Consider the following 19703-nt stretch of genomic DNA (forward strand, 5'->3'; position numbering starts at 1 on the left):
GATAAAACAAACGGCGCGTGATGTGCCGTTTGTTTGGATTCAAGTGTAGTAAAGGTCACAGATAGCTTAGATCGGTCGCTTTGCCTTTGAAAATCCGATACACAAAAAAGGTGTACAGCAGAATGGTTGGCATGACGATCACCACGCCAATCCCTACCACCATCAAGGTTTCGGGTGATGACGCCGCCTGCTGCGCAGTCATGATTCCGGGGACGATCTCAGGAAAGAAGCTGTACGCGAGCCCGAGGAAACTCAATCCAAAAATCAGCACCACACCAAAGAAAGGCCATTGCACACCCGCATCATTCACCGTCGGTACGCGTTTGAGATAGCGATCCACCACTAAAATCGTGGCAAAAACGATAATAGGGATCGGCGCAAGTAGGATCACCTCAGGAAAACTAAACCAACGTTCTGCGACTGCAGAATTCACCCATGGATTGACCAAACTGACCGACAGCACCCCTAACGCCGCCAGCCATCCTGCTTTACGCGACCAACGCGCGGCACGCACTTGCAGCTCCCCTTCGGTTTTGAGCACCAACCAAGCGCCACCAATATACACATAGGCGGCGGCCACACAGAGTGCACTTAACACCGCAAAAGCATAAGCTTCAGGCGCAGATTCAAATCCGACGACATAGCGGCCAATCATATAGCCTTGGGTAAGCGCGGCCAGCAGAGAGCCGATTTTAAAGCACAGATCCCAATGATCTTTGTGGTCGGCTTTGGCTTTTGCCCGAAAATCAAACGCGACTCCACGCATGATAAGCGCAATCAGCATCAACGCAGTCGGCAGATAAAGCTCAGTAAATATCAGGCTATGTGCCGTAGGAAAGGCAATCAGCAAGATACCGACCGCCAACACTAACCAAGTTTCATTGGCATCCCAAAATGGGCCAATCGAGGCGATCATTCGATCGCGCTGCGCCACATCATTACGCGGCAGTAAAATGCCTACGCCCAAGTCATAACCATCCAACACCGCGTACATAAACACGGTGAACCCCAACAACAACAAATAAATTTCTGGCAAATACTGCATCATAACGCGGCCTTTGTAGAGCTTGGTGAAACTTGCGGTGCGTGTCCTGTTTTACGCGCAAGGTAAAATAGGGTGTGAACATAAGCGACCAACAATACAACATAAGTGATGAGATAAAGCGTCAGCGAGATCCCAACCGAGCTACTGGCCACGGGGGTCACGGCTTCAGAGGTTCGCAATACGCCACTCACCAGCCAAGGCTGGCGACCAATTTCCGTGACATACCAGCCCGCAATCGTGGCGACCCAACCCGAAAAGGTCATGCCGATTAAGGCATACATATAGGGCTTGGGCAGCGGTTTGTTACGCCATAAATGCCAAGCGCCAAACCAACTGACCAACAGCATCAGTACGCCTACTCCCACCATGACGCGAAAACCAAAAAACAGCGGTGCGACGGGGGGATGATCTGGCGCGAAGGCATCAAGTCCAACAATTTCCCCGTTCATATCATGGGTTAAAATCAAGCTGGCCAAATTCGGAATACCAAGAGCAAAATCATTGCTGCGAGTCTCTTCATTTGGCAGAGCAAACAGCAGTAGCGGTGCGCCGCGCTCGGTCTGCCATACCCCCTCCATCGCCGCAATTTTCGCTGGTTGATGTTCTAAGGTGTTGAGGCCGTGTAAATCCCCCACCAAGATCTGTACAGGAATCGCTAACGCGGCCACACTCACGGCCACTTTTAAGCCCATTTTGGCGGCTTGATGTTTGGCATTACGCAGCACTTGATAAGCACTGATCCCAGCAATCAAAAAACTTGCCGTCAATGCCGATGCCAGCAAAGTATGCGCTAAGCGATATGGCATCGAGGGGTTAAAAATCACCTCCTTCCAACTGGTGACATGCACCACGCCATCAATCACTTCATAACCGGCTGGAGTGTGCATCCAACTGTTGAGCACCAGAATCCAAAACGCAGATAAACTTGTGCCCACGGCCACCAGCACAGTCGATAGTGTGTGCAACCATTCGGGTACACGCCCTCGGCCAAACAGCATCACACCAAGAAACGTCGCTTCCATAAAGAAGGCGGTCATCACTTCATAGCCAAGTAAGGGACCTGCCACATTGCCCACCCGCTCCATAAAGCCCGGCCAGTTAGTGCCAAATTGAAAACTCATGGTAATGCCCGACACCACCCCAAGAGCAAAAGTCAGCGCAAACACTTTTACCCAGAAATAGTAGAGATCGAGCCATTCACTGACTTGTGTTCGTAAATAACGCCATTTGAAAAACACCAATATCCAGCCCAACGCAATGGTGATGGTGGGAAACAGTATATGAAAGCTGATATTGGCAGCGAATTGGATCCGCGACAGCATGAGGGTATCTAACATCTCTTTTCCTCAAAAAATGAAACAAACCAGTGATGGGGTTAACACTAACGACCATCTTTAGTGACTCATACGTCATTGGCACTGGATTGGTTTAGTCCGCGCAGCGCAAATTGCCCGTGCCAGACAAATTTGATTTGTATCAATTTTGATGAAGGAAACCGAGAGGAAAGGTGTATCTAAACTCAGAGAAATAATGACAAAACATTACCTGATAAGGATAAGAAATAACGCCTTAAGTGAGCGATCAAACCATCAACGCCATAGTCCAAGGATTTTTATACACCCAAACTACTTGGAGTTGCAGGTAGGCGGCAAGTGAGTTCATCCCCATGAGCATAGATACACTATGTGATTGGGGTGAACGAACGTAGCCAACACCGCTGCAGCTTCAAGTAGGAAGGGTATACACGATTCGCCATTCCTGTTCAGGTTGGACTGCTTTTTTCGTCCATAAACGCAAAAGTCGGTTGCAATCATCATTAATGTGATAATAATTATCATTTAAATGAAGAAGGGGGGGATATGGAAAACAGAACGTGGTTATACAACGCCTTTTTTAAGGCGCAGGATCGATTTCTAGCGCATGAGGTGGAGAGCGGTTTTGAACCCGAAGTGATCTATGATTACATTCATTGCGCGCGCTTACTCGCCTCACTCCATTACCAAGGTGCAAAAGAGCAAAACTTCCTGCTGTGTGAACTGTTTCTACGCCAAATCTACTTCCATTTTTTAGATGCCATTCAAGACCCTACACGTAGCCGCATTTTCCGCCGCGTCTGCCTTGATTCCATCTATATCCTCTTGATGGAGCTCAACAAATGTTATCAACAAGTGGATAACGGTGAACTGCGTTTACGCCAACTCAAACAACAATTACAACGAATTCAAGCCCCGCTTGATTAACCAAAAGGATCTGTTATGACTCGCGAATACCGAATTGAAAAAGACAGCATGGGTGAGGTCAAAGTCCCTGCTGATGCGCTTTATCAAGCACAAACTCAACGTGCCGTAGATAACTTTACGTTAAGCCGCTACACCATGCCTAGCGCGTTTATTGCTGCCCTCGCCTACATTAAACAAGCGGCGGCGATGACCAATGCGCAGTTAGGTCATTTAGAAGGGGACATCGCCCAAGCGATTGCCAATGCATCGCAAGCGGTGATTGATGGTCAGTATGCCGAACAGTTCCCGATTGATGTTTTCCAAACAGGTTCAGGCACCAGCTCCAATATGAACGCCAATGAGGTGATTGCCACCCTCGCCTCGCGTGAGTTGGGCTATGCGGTGAGTCCAAACGATCATGTCAACATGGGACAAAGCAGTAATGATGTGATCCCAACAGCAATCCAAGTCAGTGCGGCCATCAATATTGAGCAGCAACTGCTCCCCGCCTTGGCGCATTTAAGTCAAACTCTCGCGGATAAACAGTCAGAGTTGGCTGATGTGGTCAAAACTGGCCGCCCCCATTTGATGGATGCGATGCCCGTGACTTTCGCACAAGAACTGGGTGGATGGAAAAGCCAAATCGACAACGCCGCGCAAGGCATCAGCCATGCGCTTTCCCCCATCAAAGCCTTGGCGCAAGGCGGCACAGCGGTCGGCACAGGCATTAATGCGGATCCGCGCTTCGCGCGTATTTTTGCCGATAACCTCAGTCAATTGAGTCATGTTGCTTTTCAGCCCAGCGACAATTTTTTCTATAACCTAAGCAGCCAAGACTGCGTGGTCGGCCTTTCTGGTCAGTTGAAAACCGCCGCAGTCGCGCTGATGAAAATCGCTAACGATTTGCGCTGGATGAACTCAGGTCCCTTGGCGGGGCTAGGGGAAATTGAGCTGCAAGGCTTACAACCGGGCTCCTCGATCATGCCGGGAAAAGTTAACCCTGTGATCCCGGAAGCCGTGACTATGGTCGCTGCGCAAGTGATTGGCAATGACACTACCATTACCGTGGCTGGCCAATCCGGTAATTTCCAGCTTAATGTGATGCTGCCTGTGATCGCGCACAACCTACTGGAATCAATAGCATTATTGACCAATGCGTGCCATGCGCTCGCCGATAAAGCCATCGCAACCTTTAAAGTTCGTCATGACAATCTGGAAAAAGCCTTGGCCAAAAACCCGATTCTCGTCACCGCCTTGAACCCTGTCATTGGTTATCTCAAAGCGGCTGATATTGCCAAAAAAGCCTACCAGCAAGGCCGCGCGATTTTGGATGTCGCTGCGGAAGAGACGGACCTTGATCGCGCCGCGCTTGAAGCCCTGCTTGACCCGAAAAATCTCACACAAGGCGGGATTGCCCATTAAACCTTAGCCATAAAACCCTAGCCATTAAACCTTAGCCATAAAAGAATGCGCCCCTCATTGGAGGGGCGAATTCTAGATATCATTCCGGTTTTTATGCCGCTAAACGATCGATAAGGAGCCTAGATCAAGGTTAAGCAAACTTGCTGCGAAAGGCGAAATAGACCGCCCCAACCAGACAAAGCCCAGCCCACAAATAATCGAGCTTTAATGGTTCACGCAGATAAAAGACTGAGAAAGGCACAAACACCATTAAGGTAATCACTTCTTGCAAAATTTTAAGTTGCCCAACATTTAGCGCGGTATAACCAATTCGATTGGCGGGTACTTGCAGTAAGTATTCAAACAGCGCAATGCCCCAGCTCACCAACGCCGCAATAATCCACGGTTTGTTATTCAGCTCTTTAAGATGCGCGTACCAAGCAAAAGTCATAAACACATTGCTGCAAATCAGCAGACCGACACTGACCACAATCGGATTCATTTTTACTCTGTCCTCTTTGGATAACCGTCCCAAACTACGGCGCCGCTAGTCTATAGGAGCGCCATGCCGTTTGCATCTTACCTTTGCGGTACTTTATTGCGGATAATCCGATACATATAAAGCACAATAACTAGGTTAATCAGTAGAGCCGCCATACTGAATACACCAGGATGGGTAAACAACTCATACACTTCAAATGGTAGATAGATGGCTCCGCTGAGCAGTGCAAACCACTCCGTCCATAATAAGTTGTGCCAAAGACCATAAGCTTCAATCAAACGGATCGCACCATACACTAGCGCACCTGCGGCCACCCAGTTCAAATTGAAATGGGTGAGAAGCCCCGCTTGATGCAGTAATTTCTCTGGCCAATAACTGGCAGGATTAAGGTGCAAGTGCTGTAACAGATCTAGCAACAACTGCTGTAGGCTATCGCCAGCAACATAGTGCAGCCCTAACCCCAACAATAGCGACACAATCCCTTTGGTCGACTCTAAAATCGCGACCGCTTTTAAGCCTTGGTGTGTATTCGACATGCTTATTTCACCATGATTCTTGCGCTCGATGACTTCGCTAGTTGATAAGTAATGACATACAGCTCATCGATATTGGGGTAAATCTCTTGGATCAACGCCTTGAGTTTGGGTAATTCTATCGCTTCTTGCTCAGCGTGAAACTCGTTGATCTCATCAAACTTGAGCGGTTCAACCGCCAGAATATCTATCTCACACACTTTACGCTGGGTTTCTAAAGTGAACACTTCAACGCGAGTGCCGGGCACGTAATGGCTCTCCGATTTATCACGGATGGTGATGGTCTTCTGGCCAGAGGCCACCAAGGGGGTCAAAAATTCAAAAAAGGTAATTTGAGTTGGGACGGACATATTAAGAGCCTCGATAAATCGCGTATCAGGGGGGCTTTATGAAGCATTCCCCTAATGAGGTCAAGGGATTATCGAGGCTGTTTGTGTGATGAATCAGCGAATCGCGCGTGGCGCTCAATCATCCACATCAACTTCTTAGATACACCGAATTGCTTTTACTTAAAACGCCGATAAAGCCAGATCCACTGCTCGGGATGCGCGGTGATCGCTTGCTGCATCATGTCGGCTAACTGCTGCGCATCCTGCGCAATATTGCGACTTAAGTCATCGGTTTGGTGCAAGGCAAAGCGCGAGAAATGCAGTCTCTGCGTCATTCCCTCACTGAGCGCATAATGAAAATAGATCGGGCATGCGAGTTTATGCGCAAGGAAAAAAGGCGTTGCCGACAATTGTGTGGCTTGCCCAAACCAACGAACAGGCACACCTTCAGTGCGCATATCCATATGTAACACCACCCATTCACCTTGTTTGATCCGCTGTGCTAACTCCAACATCAAGTTTTGTTTGCGTAGCAGATAGGGAACTCTGGCTAATTTCGCAGCTTGGGAGATCATGGCATTTTCATCTGGACGATCGCCTGAGCTGCCCGCCCCAAAAATAGTGACGGCTTTTTTACCTTGCTGGTTAAGCCACCAAGTCACCCCATCGTAAACGCCCATATGGGGACAAACGATAATACCGCCGCCTTGGTTATCTAGGATCTCTTGAACCAAGTCAGGCTGTTCAACTTGATATTGGTAACGCTTAAGATGGCAAAACCCGAGTAAATTCTTCAATGATAAGCGCGTGGATTGCTCAACAATCGCCTGCTTTTTTACGTCACTCAAATCAGGTAACGCGTAATTAAGTTGCGTTAAAGCCGCTGCCATTTTTTTCCGACTTATCGGCTTAGCCACGAGGCGGCATAAACCATTTTTTATCGACAGTGGTAAATAAAATAAACCTGAGGTTAACGCTTTTAACCAAAAAATACGCACGTTATTCCCCTACTTCGCTCACTAACCAATCAATGACTTCATTGACTGACGATTCCATGGTTAATGGCATATCAAATAGATTAATTTGTGCCGAAAACTGGCTTTCTACTTTGGCGACAATATCGATGAAATACCCTCAATACTGGTTTGTAATCGCTCAATAAGGATATTTTCAATGGCTTGTTTCATATGTCTGACTCGCTAATTGTTGTTGTAAAGCTTTAATATCGGTTTTGCCATTGGCATTTCTTGGTAATTGTTCAATGGCATACCAACGCTTAGGCACAAAAGTCGGATTTAATTGTTGTTTGCATTGGCTCAACCACAGATCTGGTTGCCATTGGGTATGGGTATCCACAAACGCCACCGTGCCGCTGGCATAGCCCGACTCACTTAAAGGCCAAGGCACAATCGCCACGCTGTGCGCTTGAGTCACGCGGCGAACAACGGTTTCAATCTCTTCTAATTCCACCCGTTGTCCGGCAATTTTCACTTGGTGATCGCGGCGCCCAAGATGAATCAGCACGCCATTTGATTTAGTGACAATGTCACCTGAACGACACCAAAGACGCCCTTCGTGCTGGAAAAAGGCACTTTGCGTATTCAGCGGATCATTCAGATAACCCTTCACTAACTGTTTGCCCGACAGAAGTAATTCTCCGCGATACCCCTCGGGTGCAGATTCAAAGCGCATCAACTCGCCTTGTTCGTTGATGATGGCTAAACACTCCTCTTCAAAAGCACGACCAATCGGCACCGATGCCATACCTGAATGGGCGACAAATCGATGATAGGTAACGGCAATCGTGCACTCTGTTGGACCATACAGATTGATCACCGGCTGCTGGGTGGCCTGTTGCCATTGTTCGGCTAAATCATGCAGCAAGGCTTGTCCGCAGAAAAAACTCAGTCGCAGAGAAGGTAAACTGTGTGGGGTTAAGGTTTGTCTTTGTAGGGCCAACTCAATAACAGTAGGCACAGAAAGCCATACCGTTAATTGATGGTGACGAATAAATTCTGCTGGACTTAATTTCGCCAATTCAGGCACAACATATAAACAAGCACCAGAGATCAAACTGTAAAAAATATCATGTACCGAAAGATCAAAAGTCAAATCAGAATATTGCCCCACTCGATCTTGCGCATTGAGTGGAAATAGTTTGTCAATTTGACTGATATAGCAATGCAAATTACTGTAGCTGACCGCAATACGTTTGGGTTTACCAGTCGAACCTGAGGTTTGCATGATATAAGCGTACTCATGTTCATTGTCTAAATGGTATTTCACTACCAGTAATTCCACATCTTGTTCGGTTATTTGCACTGTGTGAAAAGTGTGCTGAGGATATTGCTGACGTAACGGTTCCACATCCACATCAGGCAGTGCATAAATGTGTAATCGGTCAATGCAAGTCTCTAGTAAGGAGGACAAACGACTCAATTGCTGCGCGTCTACCATGATGGAATCACATTGTGTCGCGATCAGCGTCTCTTGGATCTGTTCTGTTGTTGCTCGCGCATTGAGCGGAATATAAGTCATACCGCCCAAATAGCTCGCCCATATCGCAGAATAAGCCGCGAGATCGCGCACCGAAAGGATCGCAACTCGCTGCACGCCCTGTAAATGCCAATAGTCACTCAATGAGAGTGCCATATCGGTCATCTCTTGATAGGTGTAGGTTTTCTGTTTAACCCATAATGCAGGGGCATGTCGGTTAGCCTGAATAGCCGCCAAAATAGAGTGTCTTGTCTCGCAGTACATCGCCATGTTATTGATAAATTGGTTATGCACGACACCATAACCCTCTCTCTGTAACAAATCTGTCGCAGAATTGTATGGCATTGTCAGCTACCGAGCGCCCGGCCTCCTTTCTATGGCGCGAAGGTCTACAACCTATAATTGCAACTAGTTGTCGAGCAACCGATTGACAATAGACATATCAAAATGGCGTTTCGTGGTGATCGCGTAAAAGCTTTCGGTCACCGCGTCCAGTGTTCCGTAATTGCACAGCCTCCCTGTTTCAATTTCATCTTGTACCACGACCTCGGGCACCACAGTGACGCCTTCCACATCGCGCGCCAATAGACGCAACATCGCCATATCATCGACTTCAGCGTAGGGCGTTACCGCTAACCCTAACTGTTCACAATACAGATCAAATTGCAGCCGAATTTCACTGCTTGCCCCCGGCACCAAGGTTTTCACTTTAGGTAAATCCTGCGGAAATTGATAACGGCGCAAAGTGTCGCTCGGCGGTCCGACAAGGCAGACACTTTGCTGTGCAATGCGCTTACAACGCCAAGGCTGCGTTGAGTCACTCGGTACCGGACGATTGGAAAGGATCAGGTCGAGCTTATGCATTTGTAACTGACCTAGAAGATCTTCCAAGGTAGAGGAAGACAAGATAAGCCGCACATCCGATTTACCGAGCACAGGGCGTAAAAAGTTTTCCTGAAAGTTTCGCGATAAGGTCGCCACCGAGCCAATCCTTAATTGCTGTACCCGTTGTAATTCACCGCTCTCCATGATCGAAAGCAGCTCGCCGCTCAAGTTAAATATGCTTTCGGCATATTCCAGAACCAAATGCCCAACTTCGGTGAGCTGCAAACTGCGCCCTTGGCGCACAAACAGATCATGCCCCAATTGACCTTCTAACTGACGAATTTGTGAAGAAAGCGCCGATTGTGACACATTGAGTTGCTGCGCAGCACGAGTGAGATGCCCCTCTTTAGCCACAGTCCAGAAGTAATGTAAATGGTGAAAATTCAGATGTCGCATCGCTTTGTTCTCTTTTATAGAACGTTTTGTTAATAACAATATATTTTACTTACTCATTCCTTCGCAACCACAATAGCGCCACCGATAACATCTTATTTTTCAATCAGGAGGCCGACCCATGTCGGAACTGTCACCCCAGTGGCTCCTTGTTAGTTTGTATCTTGGTGGCCTTGTATTGAGCTTATGGTTACCTCAACAGCAGTGGCGTATCGCCAAGTTCGCCACTCTCGCCGGCTTCATCGCCATGCTTGGAAATACCCTTTTTGCGATAGGGCAAGCGAGCATCAACCTAGTCCCAGTCGATGGATTAGGCATCGTGATGGCGATACTCGTCTCGCTCCTAGGCTGGGTGATAACCCGCTTCGCCCATCGTTATCTGCAAGGCGAAGCGCAGCAAGCGCGTTTTGTCACCGCCACGCTGTTTACCCTAAGCTGCGTAGCCTTGTTGGTCACCAGTCAGCATCTGCTTGTGATCGTGCTGGCGTGGAGCGGAACCAGCGTTGGCCTACATCGTCTCCTGACCTTTTACCCAGAGCGCAAAGCCGCACGCGTGGTGGCACACAAAAAATTCTTAGTCAGCCGTTTTGCCGAAATCTGTTTGTTGTTAGCGCTCGGTTTGATCTATCTCGATGTCGGTAGCTTGTCGCTACAAGAGATTCACTTCGCGTTAAACGCGCAGGATTCGCTGCCACTTAGCTTAACAGGGGCTGCGTTGTTACTCGCCTTCGCTGCTATCTTAAAAACCGCCCAGTTACCTCTGCACGGCTGGCTGATTCAGGTGATGGAAGCGCCAACGCCAGTCTCGGCGTTATTGCATGCGGGTGTGGTTAACATGGGGGGATTCGTTCTGCTGCGCGTCGCAGAACTGATTGGACTTGTTCCTTCGGCGCAATGGTTGCTGGTGATCGTCGGTAGCCTCACTGCGGTGCTCGCTGGCATGGTCATGCTGACTCGGATCAGCATTAAAGTTCGTTTAGCTTGGTCAACGTGCGCGCAAATGGGCTTTATGCTGATGGAAATCGGCTTAGGCTTATATGAGCTCGCCCTGCTCCATTTGGTGGCGCATTCACTTTATAAAGCTTATGCCTTCCTAAGTTCTGGCGAAGCGGTGGAGCGAGCACGTCTGCATGATTTTCAAGCCCCACAAAGTGTCAATGGTAAAGCCGTGGGGGCTTTGCTCGCGGTAGGGCTCAGCGCAGCGCTTATCCTGATACTGCACCATTTATGGCAATCCTTAACACCCAATTTGCATCTACCCAATGCGGTGGTCGCGATTCTCGCCTTAGGTTTTGCTCCGCTACTTTGGCAAAGTGGACGTTTTACACCAAGTGGCTTGAGCCTCGGTGTGCTGCGGGTTGCCCTACTCACCCAACTCTATTTCGTATGGCATCTGCTGTTTGCGGGTTTAGCACCCGAGCTGCGCCCCGCTAGCCCACTCGCGCTGAGCTTTGTGATGTTCTGTTTTATCACCTTGTATCTGATGCAAGTGCTGCTCTGCCTCTACCCCAAAAGCCGTTTATCACTGTGGCTCTATCCTTGGGTTTACCATGGTTTTTATCTTGATGAGACTTTTACGCGCCTGACCTTCAAATATTGGCCCGTGCAATTAACTCTGCCTACCGCTCTTTCATCAACTCAAGCGCAACCGACGACAGGAGAACGCGTATGAATGCGCCACGTTCGCTCTCAGCTTTAAGCACCACCGCTAACCCAGCATTATCGACACTTGTCGAACAAGTCTGCGCCTTGATTGCTCCTAACTGGCCGCTGGATCGCATGATTGCGGTGAGCCCTTATTGGAAACGGATTGATAAGCCCTTTGCACAAGCCGCCGCCGAGCTCAAACAATTGGCCGCCTCCCCCATGACCATGACGCTCAGTGATTACCACCTTCGTTGGCAAAATAAGCAAATCCAATCAGCGGATTTGCAACAAGCCATCGCTGAACAAAACAGTGACCTTAGCGAATCTACCTTGATTGCCGCTTTACAACAGCCCACAGCGCCGAGTCATCCTTGGCCATTGCTGTGCGACACCGTCGATAGCCGGCGTGATCTTGAGCATCATCCCGCATGGAATGACGCCATCACCCATCAAATTTCGCAATTTTGCGCCGCCTATTTTGACCATCATCAAGCCGATTGGAGCCCAGATCAGCAAACCGGACTCTTTGCCACTTGGCGTGAGGCGATGATCCACGATCGCAGCATTACGCTGCTGCTCAACGAGACAAGCGTAAAACAAAAAGCCACCAAGCTTCCCGAGGATGCTATGGCCGCCATCGAGCAAACTCTAGCGCAACTCGCTATTGCCCCTGCGCAACAAGAAACGTATTTACAAGCCGTGTTAATGCGCATCAGTGGCTGGGCATCCTGGTGTGCTTATCTCGCATGGCAGGCAGGGTTTGAGGGTCGGCACGATGAGCACCTGCGCGATCTGTTGGCGATTCGTCTCTGCTGGGAGAACTTACTTGATGATGGTGAGCGCGGTATGGGCTCTGTGTGGTTACAATGGCAGCAATCTTGGGCACCGCGCCAATCGTGCGAGGAGGATCGCGCACTACGCATTGCGCTACTGTGGCAACGCAGTGCGGAAATCGCCTATCAACGCCAACTTTTTGCTGCGCTGACATCAGCACAAGAGTCGGCTCCCCAATCAAGTTATCCCGAGGTGCAAGCGGCTTTTTGTATCGATGTGCGTTCAGAAGTCATTCGCCGCCACTTAGAAGCGCAATCACCCCATATTCAAACCCTTGGCTTCGCAGGCTTTTTTGGCTTACCGATCCGCTATCAGTTATTGGGCACCGAAGCAAGCCGCCCACAGTTACCGGGCTTATTAGCGCCGAGCTTGATCGTCTCTGACAGCACAGGGAATGAAGATCAAGACGCGAAATTGGCCTTGCGTCGCCGTGCTCGACTCAAGCGACACTTTAGCTGGCGCGCGTTTCATCACCTCCCCGCCTCCACGTTTACTCTGGTGGAAACCACGGGGTTGGCGTATTTAACCAAGCTCCTTAAACGCACCTTATCCTACCCTGCATTGAGTGCATCGGTGGAGCGTTTCGCCTTTACGGAACATGAGTGGCAGAGTGTCAAACCGCAATTCACGCGCGATCCACAGACGTTAGCGCAGCGTGCTCAAATGGCGGCCAACATTCTGCGAGCGTTGGGGATCGCCACCGAGCAAGCACGCTTGGTGCTACTCGTGGGGCACGGCTCACAGACGCAAAATAATCCGCAGCGTGCAGGGCTGGATTGTGGAGCCTGCTGCGGTCAAAGCGGCGAAGTCAACGCTCGCACGTTAGCAGCATTGCTAAATGATCAGGCGGTGCGCCAAGCGTTGCCTGAATATGGAATTTCGCTGCGCGATGACGTCCACTTTATCGCGGCGCTACACAACACCACGACAGAAGCGATGAGGCTTTTTGATCGCCATGAGATCCCAACAAGCCATCGCGAGGCGCTAGAACAACTTGATCAGCAGCTCACGGCCGCCAGCCATGGCGCACGTCAAGAACGCGCGCCAAGTCTTGAATTGAATCACAACCACCAAGCGCCTCCAAGCAAGGACAACGCCCTATCTGCCCAGCAGTTGGAGCAAGCGTTTCTGCGTCGAGCCCATGATTGGACGCAAACTCGCCCTGAATGGGGGCTGACCAACAATGCCGCTTTTATCATTGCACCGCGCCAACGTTCAAAGCAGGCGAAACTCGATGGTCGAGTGTTTTTGCATGAATACCAACCGGAGCGCGATCCCGAAGGGCAATTACTGACACAAATTATGACAGCCCCAATGCTGGTCACACACTGGATTAACATGCAGTATTTTGCCTCCACCGTCGATAATCGCCGCTTCGGCAGTGGCAATAAAACCTTGCATAATGTGGTAGGAGGAAATATCGGTCTTTTTGAAGGCAACGGAGGCGATCTGCGCTGTGGCTTAGCCCTGCAATCGCTGCATGATGGCCAAGGGTGGCGACATGAAGCCTTACGTCTCACTGTGGTGATTGATGCGCCGCGCGAACGGATTGAGCAAGTGATGGCTTCACACCGCGTGGTTGAACATTTGGTTAAGCATGAATGGCTCTATCTGGCCCGTTTTGCTGATCAAGGGATTGAGATATATCTCCAAGGCACTTGGCAACGCATCACTCAGCCCAGCTCAGATTCCAGTGCGAGATAAAATATTGTTGGCCATCTAGGATGGCCAACAATATTTAAAGCGTTTTATAAACCAATCACACCACATACGATGCGCGCACCACCGCCACCCAAAGGCATTGGATGGTCGGAATGGTTATCCCCGCCCGCGTGGACCATCAAAGCTTTACCTTTTACCTCTGCCATTTTGAAGCGGGATGCCAAAACGGGTTGATTTGCTTGGCCTTGCGCATCCACGTACAAAGCTGGGAGATCACCCAAGTGATTGTCGTTGGTCCACGGATAGCCGTGTTTTCCCGTGTTTTGCGGATCATAATGCCCACCCGCAGCGCCACCTAATACGGTTTTGCCATCTTTGGACGAGGTTTCACATGAGCCATTCGCGTGTACATGAAAACCGTGCAAACCGGCTGGCAAGCCAGTTAACTGCGGAGTAAAGACCGTACCATACTCGCTATCAGTTAAGGTAACGGTGCCCACGGATTGGCCAGAGCTCAAATCCGTCATCACTACGGTCATTTCTTGCGCCAAAACCGAAGAAGAAAAAAACGCGGCGACCGCAAACAAAGTAAATTGATTCATGATGGATATCCTTATTGAGGGTTTGAGAGTAAGACACAGTTAGTTGAGAGGTCGTGATTGAGTGGAAGACGACACAGCCAATTTTTCTTGATGCAGCGCTTTTAACGTCTCAGATTGACCGTACAACTCAGCAAATTCTTGCACCGAGAGTCCCGCTTTATTGCGAAGGTTATCCGCACACTCTGCTTGGTATAAAGCTCTCGCGATTTGGATTTCCCGCTTCAGTAGAGCTCCCATTAAAGCCGTATTACCACGTTTATCTTGCAAACAAGCATTCGCTCCAAAGCGTAGTAAAAGTTCCACGGTTTGTGCGTTGCCTTGGTAGGCTGCAACCATTAATGCGGTATAGCTCTCCGCATTTCGTTGATTAATCGGAAATCCAGCGGAGAGAAATTCATTCACAACTTCGTCATTCCCTGTCCTTACTGCTGCGAAAAAGAGTGAGATCAGAGACTGGTACTCTTGGCTTGTATCTGACCGTGCAGTACCAGACGGCTCCGAAGCCGCTACACTCAATCTAAAAGGGGATAGTACTAATAAGCCGATTAGGGCGAGCTGCCATAGCCATTTCATCATTCCTCTCCTTTGCCATAGTGAATGCCCCACAAGAGCCCTATTTTCTGGGCAGAAAAGAGCGGATTTATCTCTTGCGGGGCAAATTTTTATCGGTTACATCGCGGCCAGTTTTGCCACCTGTTTCAAATCGGTATTGGTCGCACGAGCTAAGCGAGTACCGTAATCCTTATCCGCTCGGTAGAAATGGCTGACCATAGTAGCTTTGATCTCTTTGTCCGTGACTTTGTTTAAGTCGCCCGCCAAGTTGGTGATAAGGTCTTGTTTGTCCTGTTCATTTAAGCTGCGATAGAGCACACCTGCTTGATAAAAGTTACGCGGATTGCTGATCGCTTTTTGCTGAACACTTCCAACCAACTGCGTTTGTACCGCTTTAAATTGAGGGTCCTCTTTCAATTCAAGCTTACGACTGGGTTGGTAGTTAATGTCTGAAGCCGTTTGTGCACTGTTACTCGCGCCCTCTTGGTTATGGCTGTTCACCTCAACCAATGGGCGGTTAATTGGCAGTTGGAACAAATTGGCACCTAAGCGATAAAGCTGTGTATCGGCATACGCAAATAAACGCCCCTGCAACAGACGGTCTTCCGATGGCTCAATACCAGGAATTAGGTTTGATGGCGCAAATGCCGACTGTTCGGTTTCCAAAAAGAAGTTGTCAGGTACTTTGTTCAAGGTCATCGTACCGACTTTCTTCTCCGGCACATCCAACCATACCTTGGTGGCATCTAAGCCGTTGTAATCCAGTTTGCTCAGTTGTTCTGGTGTCAACACCTGAGCATAAAGATCCCATTTGGGGTGATTACCCGCGTTAATTTGTGTGTAGAGATCATTCGTTAAATGGTTAAAGTACTGTCCTTGAACTTTGACGACCTCATCAGGGCGCAAACTTTCAATTCCTTGCAGGCTTTTCCAATGGAATTTCACGTAGTTCACATCGCCTTTTTGATTGATCCATTTATAAGCATGAACACCAAAACCATCCATGGTTCGATAGCTTGCCGGTGTACCTAAGTTGGTATACACCCAAGTCAACATATGTGTAGACCCTGGCTCATGACTGAAAAAATCAAAAAAGCGATTCGGATCCTGAAGATTGGTGACGGGTGATGGTTTCAGCGAGTGAACCATATCCGGAAACTTGATCGAATCACGAATGAAGAACACAGGCAGGTTGTTCCCTACCAAATCCCAGTTGCCTTGTTCGGTATAAAATTTGGTCGCAAAACCTCGCGGATCGCGCAGCGTTTCTGGCGAACCTTTTGAGTGAATCACCGTTGAAAAACGCACAAATACCGGTGTGATTTTGCCTTTGCTGGTAAACGGCGCGGAGAGTGTCAGATCACTAAAATCACCGGATGCGACAAACTCACCATGTGCGCCAGTTCCTCTGGCATGCACTACCCGCTCAGGAATACGTTCTCTGGCAAAACGCTGCAATTTTTGGATCAGATGAACATCTTGCAGCAATACACTGCCATGCTCACCTGCCGTGATGGAGTTTTGGTTATCGCCAACTGGCGCACCGTTGTCTCGCGTAAGAGTTTGTGCCTGTACGGATACCGCCACAAAACCCATTGAAATAATTAAAAAGCTTTTTGACATATGCATGGTTGCTCTCCAATGCGACCTGCCATTCTGACCGACGTTGCGGAGAATGAAGAAATCAAAAGCTCTTTTCTGCCCAGCGAGAATATAAGGGTAAATAACCCTTTTCACTAAATGGGAAATAACGATGAATTTAATAGAGAAAATCGATTTAAACGAAAGTTTTAGATGACTTCTCATATTTTTACTTATCAACCGTCATTATTTTAAGCCAATATTTGTGATATTGGTTCACAGAACCATTTATTAGAGATGGTTAAATTAGCTCTCTATTCTCGGGCGTTTTTTAAGCATGTCGGCTGTTTTTAAACTGGTTATAACTCATGTCCAAATACGATATAAAAGCGTGAATGAATTTTTCAACCTCTCAGGTCATCTCCTTTGAACCAGCAAATGTGAACTCATTTTTGCTCAATAATTCTTTGTATATCTGTTTAAAGGAGCTTTCATGCACGACTCGAAAACGCACAACCTAACAACTCAATACAGCTATCTTATCGGTGTGTTGGGGGTATCACTGATCTTGATTTGGTTGGGGATTTACAAATTTACCCCCACCGAAGCCAAATTAATCGAGCCTTTGGTACTTAACCACCCCTTGATGGGCTGGACTTACCAATTTCTCTCCGTACAAGCGGTTTCTAACCTAATTGGTGCGACAGAAATAATAGTAGGGATTGGTTTATTGATTGGATTACGCTCTTCTAAAGTAGCTTATTACTCTGGCATTGCGAGCGTGGTGATTTTTATTAGCACTTTAAGTTTTCTGATCACAACGCCTGATACTTGGAAGGTATCGGATGGGATTTTGGTTCCAAACTTCTTTTTATTGAAAGATATTCTCTTTTTAGCGGTAGCGATTCACGTTATTGAGAAAAATAAAGTGTAGTCATTAAGTCAATATTCATTGTCCAAGTGTTGATGTAAGCCTATCTATAAAAAAATAGAGCGTCGATTGACGCTCTATTTTTATTCACTCCACCTTCATAGTGTGGTTTTGGATCGTTGGGATAGGTAGCGAATCAGATCCACCACATTCACTTGGTCGATGATGGCAAATAAATGTTGCTTCTGTATTCACTCCCCCATACACGCAATGCAGCGATTGAGTAAGGGGTGGTGATGTCCGGCATCAGAAACGATAGCAACCTGACTGACAAACGGCATATCTTGAATCGTCTTCACCACCACCGAATGGTCAAGATGATCTGTGAGCGATAAAGGAACGATCGCAATGCCAAACCCAGCTTGCGCCATAGTAATTGCCGTTCTTAACTGTGGCGCAGCATACGATCGCGCGATATTGACACCGGCTGCGCTGAATGCGGCTTCAATATTGTCGTACAGGGCCGGGCCGACCTCTCGTGGAAACATCAATACATTTTCATGGTTAAGCTGGATGAGCTGAATCTTTTCCACTTCCGCTAACGTATGCACGGCGGGGATCACCGCCACAAATGGGTCATCAAATAATATCTTTCGCCGTAGCGCTTCACTGGCATAACAAGGCAAACGCATAAATGCGATATCCAACTGTTTTTCTTGGATCATTCTAGCCAACTCTGGCATCGGATGTTCTACGGCGATCAATTGTAGATCTGGAATCGTTTCATGCAGTTGGCACACTTTTTCTAATACCACAGAACTGCTGGCGGTTGAGGCAGCAAAGCCTAAACGCAGTTCAAGATGCTCTCCCCTTGCCCTTTGTCTAACTCGATCTTTGGCTCGTTCAACTTGTTGGAGAATGCTGGTCGTATCCTGATAAAAAAGCTCACCGGCGGGCGTCAACTCAACGCCTCGTGATAATCGTTTGAAAAGATTGACGCCAAGCTCTTCTTCTAACTTTTTGATTTGCTGACTTAAAGGTGGCTGGGCTATGCCAAGTTGCTCCGCCGCACGCGTGAAATGTTTTGCCTCTGCGACGGCCGCAAAGTACTTCATGTAACGAAATTCCATTAACCACCCATATATTTTCTATATCAAAATATATCTTATTTATATTGGATTTTGCGCCACTAAGAAGTCAACCTAAATATACACACAGATTCATATTAGAGTTGACTTATGAACCCTTTACTCTCTGCCCACTGTTCATGCTCACAAGAGATTGCTCAGCAATTTGCCCACTATCAACACATCAGTGGTGAAGGCGAGATTTATCAAACCTCATTGATGAGCGCCTTAATCGCTGGGGTTTATGAAGGTGCAACCACCATAGCGCAACTTTTAGAACATGGGGACTTTGGTCTCGGTACGTTTAATGAACTGGATGGCGAATTGATCGCATTTGATCGGCAAGTCTTTCAACTGCGCGCTGATGGTTCTGCCCAACCCGCACATCCTGAGCAGCAAACGCCTTTCGCCGTTTTTACTTTTTTTAAAGCGGATATTGAGCTGCCCATTACCGAACGCATGACTCGTGAACAAGTACATCAGTTGATTGACCGATTAGTCCCGAGCGACAACCTATTTTGTGCGATTCGCATTGATGGCACCTTTCCGAGTGTGCAGACCCGTACTGTACCTAAACAACAGCGGCCCTATCGACCTATGTTAGAGGTGGTTAAACAGCAGCCCGTTTTTCGTTTTCAACAGCAACATGGCGTGATTGCCGGATTTCGCAGCCCGCAATACACCACAGGCATCAACGTGCCCGGCTACCACGAACATTTTATTACTCAGCAACGTACGGGTGGCGGACACATTCAAGATTACATCATCCGTTCTGGATTCTTACAAATTGGGCGAGTTTCGCGTTTGGTGGTCGACACTCCGGTGTCTCGTGACTTTCTTGAGGCGAACCTCACCCCTAATAACATCCGTACTGCCATCGAAGCAGCGGAAAAATAATCGCCCAACCGTGAAATGCTTGTGATTGGCGGCGAAAGCGCTTTCCTGTTGCAATGATCTCTGTGCAGGAAGTGCCCACCCACCTATCGCAAAACAACTTTCACTTAGGGTGTAACGTCAGGTAACT

Annotated in this window: 18 protein-coding genes and 1 pseudogene; 6 read left to right on the forward strand and 13 right to left on the reverse strand. The window is 48.3% G+C overall.

Going from position 1 to position 19703, the window contains the following annotated elements; all coding sequences use genetic code 11:
* Positions 1-55: 55 nt before the first annotated feature.
* Both T411_RS0109840 and T411_RS0109845 read right to left on the reverse strand, forming a co-directional pair.
* Positions 56-1048 (reverse strand): cytochrome d ubiquinol oxidase subunit II, encoded by a 993-nt coding sequence (locus T411_RS0109840; RefSeq protein WP_000984103.1) that lies wholly within the window; start codon positions 1046-1048, stop codon positions 56-58.
* Positions 1045-2382 (reverse strand): cytochrome ubiquinol oxidase subunit I, encoded by a 1338-nt coding sequence (locus T411_RS0109845; protein WP_000887576.1) that lies wholly within the window; start codon positions 2380-2382, stop codon positions 1045-1047. The genes T411_RS0109840 and T411_RS0109845 overlap by 4 nt, the downstream gene beginning before the upstream one ends.
* Before the next feature lie 522 nt (positions 2383-2904).
* Here T411_RS0109845 and T411_RS0109850 point away from each other — a divergent pair.
* The gene (locus T411_RS0109850) at positions 2905-3285 is read left to right on the forward strand and encodes a hypothetical protein (protein ID WP_000431619.1); all 381 of its coding nucleotides are present in this window, start codon (positions 2905-2907) and stop codon (positions 3283-3285) included.
* A 15-nt stretch (positions 3286-3300) separates the two neighbouring features.
* A complete protein-coding gene (locus T411_RS0109855) occupies positions 3301-4686 on the forward strand; it encodes a class II fumarate hydratase (RefSeq protein ID WP_000196490.1) in 1386 nt (461 codons plus the stop codon).
* A 130-nt stretch (positions 4687-4816) separates the two neighbouring features.
* On the opposite strand, the gene T411_RS0109860 is transcribed toward T411_RS0109855, so the two are convergent.
* The 7 genes and pseudogenes from T411_RS0109860 to T411_RS0109890 form a co-directional block, all read right to left on the reverse strand.
* Positions 4817-5167, reverse strand: coding sequence for a DMT family protein (locus tag T411_RS0109860; RefSeq protein ID WP_001068360.1), 351 nt, complete (start codon positions 5165-5167; stop codon positions 4817-4819).
* A gap of 77 nt (positions 5168-5244) precedes the next feature.
* On the reverse strand, positions 5245-5703 hold the full coding sequence (locus T411_RS0109865; protein WP_000072374.1) for a DUF2127 domain-containing protein: 459 nt from the start codon (positions 5701-5703) through the stop codon (positions 5245-5247).
* A gap of 2 nt (positions 5704-5705) precedes the next feature.
* Positions 5706-6050, reverse strand: coding sequence for a N(4)-acetylcytidine aminohydrolase (yqfB, locus tag T411_RS0109870; protein ID WP_000115900.1), 345 nt, complete (start codon positions 6048-6050; stop codon positions 5706-5708).
* 155 nt (positions 6051-6205) lie between these two features.
* Positions 6206-7027 carry a glycine--lipid A transferase AlmG gene (gene almG, locus T411_RS0109875; protein ID WP_001912499.1) on the reverse strand — a complete coding sequence of 274 codons (822 nt, stop codon included), beginning with the start codon at positions 7025-7027 and terminating at the stop codon, positions 6206-6208.
* Position 7028: 1 nt separating this feature from the next.
* Positions 7029-7216: pseudogene (locus T411_RS01000000119285) on the reverse strand (lipid A modification system glycine carrier protein AlmF).
* Positions 7200-8870: a lipid A modification system glycine--protein ligase AlmE gene (gene almE, locus T411_RS0109885; RefSeq protein WP_001146753.1), complete on the reverse strand. Its 1671-nt coding sequence runs from the start codon at positions 8868-8870 to the stop codon at positions 7200-7202. The pseudogene T411_RS01000000119285 and the gene almE overlap by 17 nt, the downstream one beginning before the upstream one ends.
* 63 nt (positions 8871-8933) lie before the next feature.
* On the reverse strand, positions 8934-9806 hold the full coding sequence (locus tag T411_RS0109890; RefSeq protein ID WP_001216246.1) for a LysR family transcriptional regulator: 873 nt from the start codon (positions 9804-9806) through the stop codon (positions 8934-8936).
* Positions 9807-9924: 118 nt separating this feature from the next.
* Here T411_RS0109890 and T411_RS0109895 point away from each other — a divergent pair, with 118 nt between their 5' ends.
* Together T411_RS0109895 and T411_RS0109900 are read left to right on the forward strand one after the other, a co-directional pair.
* The gene (locus tag T411_RS0109895; RefSeq protein WP_001292954.1) at positions 9925-11475 is read left to right on the forward strand and encodes an NADH-quinone oxidoreductase subunit L; all 1551 of its coding nucleotides are present in this window, start codon (positions 9925-9927) and stop codon (positions 11473-11475) included.
* Positions 11472-13988, forward strand: coding sequence for a YbcC family protein (locus T411_RS0109900; RefSeq protein ID WP_000993485.1), 2517 nt, complete (start codon positions 11472-11474; stop codon positions 13986-13988). The genes T411_RS0109895 and T411_RS0109900 overlap by 4 nt, the downstream gene beginning before the upstream one ends.
* A 44-nt stretch (positions 13989-14032) precedes the next feature.
* On the opposite strand, the gene sodC is transcribed toward T411_RS0109900, so the two are convergent.
* From sodC to katE1, 3 genes are all read right to left on the reverse strand, one after another.
* Complete coding sequence (sodC, locus tag T411_RS0109905) at positions 14033-14548, reverse strand: superoxide dismutase family protein (RefSeq protein WP_001071440.1); 516 nt, start codon at positions 14546-14548, stop codon at positions 14033-14035.
* A 39-nt stretch (positions 14549-14587) separates the two neighbouring features.
* Positions 14588-15124 carry an ankyrin repeat domain-containing protein gene (locus T411_RS0109910; protein ID WP_029274043.1) on the reverse strand — a complete coding sequence of 179 codons (537 nt, stop codon included), beginning with the start codon at positions 15122-15124 and terminating at the stop codon, positions 14588-14590.
* 93 nt (positions 15125-15217) lie between these two features.
* Positions 15218-16729 (reverse strand): catalase KatE1, encoded by a 1512-nt coding sequence (gene katE1, locus T411_RS0109915; RefSeq protein ID WP_000551120.1) that lies wholly within the window; start codon positions 16727-16729, stop codon positions 15218-15220.
* A gap of 445 nt (positions 16730-17174) precedes the next feature.
* Between katE1 and T411_RS0109920 the strand changes: the two genes are divergently transcribed.
* On the forward strand, positions 17175-17615 hold the full coding sequence (locus T411_RS0109920; protein WP_000543911.1) for a YkgB family protein: 441 nt from the start codon (positions 17175-17177) through the stop codon (positions 17613-17615).
* Positions 17616-17803: 188 nt separating this feature from the next.
* Here the strand turns inward: T411_RS0109920 and T411_RS0109925 are convergent, their stop codons facing one another.
* Entirely contained in the window at positions 17804-18682 is an 879-nt protein-coding gene (locus T411_RS0109925; protein ID WP_001890038.1) for a LysR family transcriptional regulator, read from the reverse strand.
* A gap of 108 nt (positions 18683-18790) precedes the next feature.
* Here T411_RS0109925 and budA point away from each other — a divergent pair, with 108 nt between their 5' ends.
* Entirely contained in the window at positions 18791-19576 is a 786-nt protein-coding gene (gene budA / locus T411_RS0109930; protein WP_001068896.1) for an acetolactate decarboxylase, read from the forward strand.
* Positions 19577-19703 lie beyond the last annotated feature (127 nt).

Source organism: Vibrio cholerae ATCC 14035 (assembly GCF_000621645.1).
GTDB classification, from domain to species: Bacteria; Pseudomonadota; Gammaproteobacteria; order Enterobacterales; family Vibrionaceae; genus Vibrio; species Vibrio cholerae.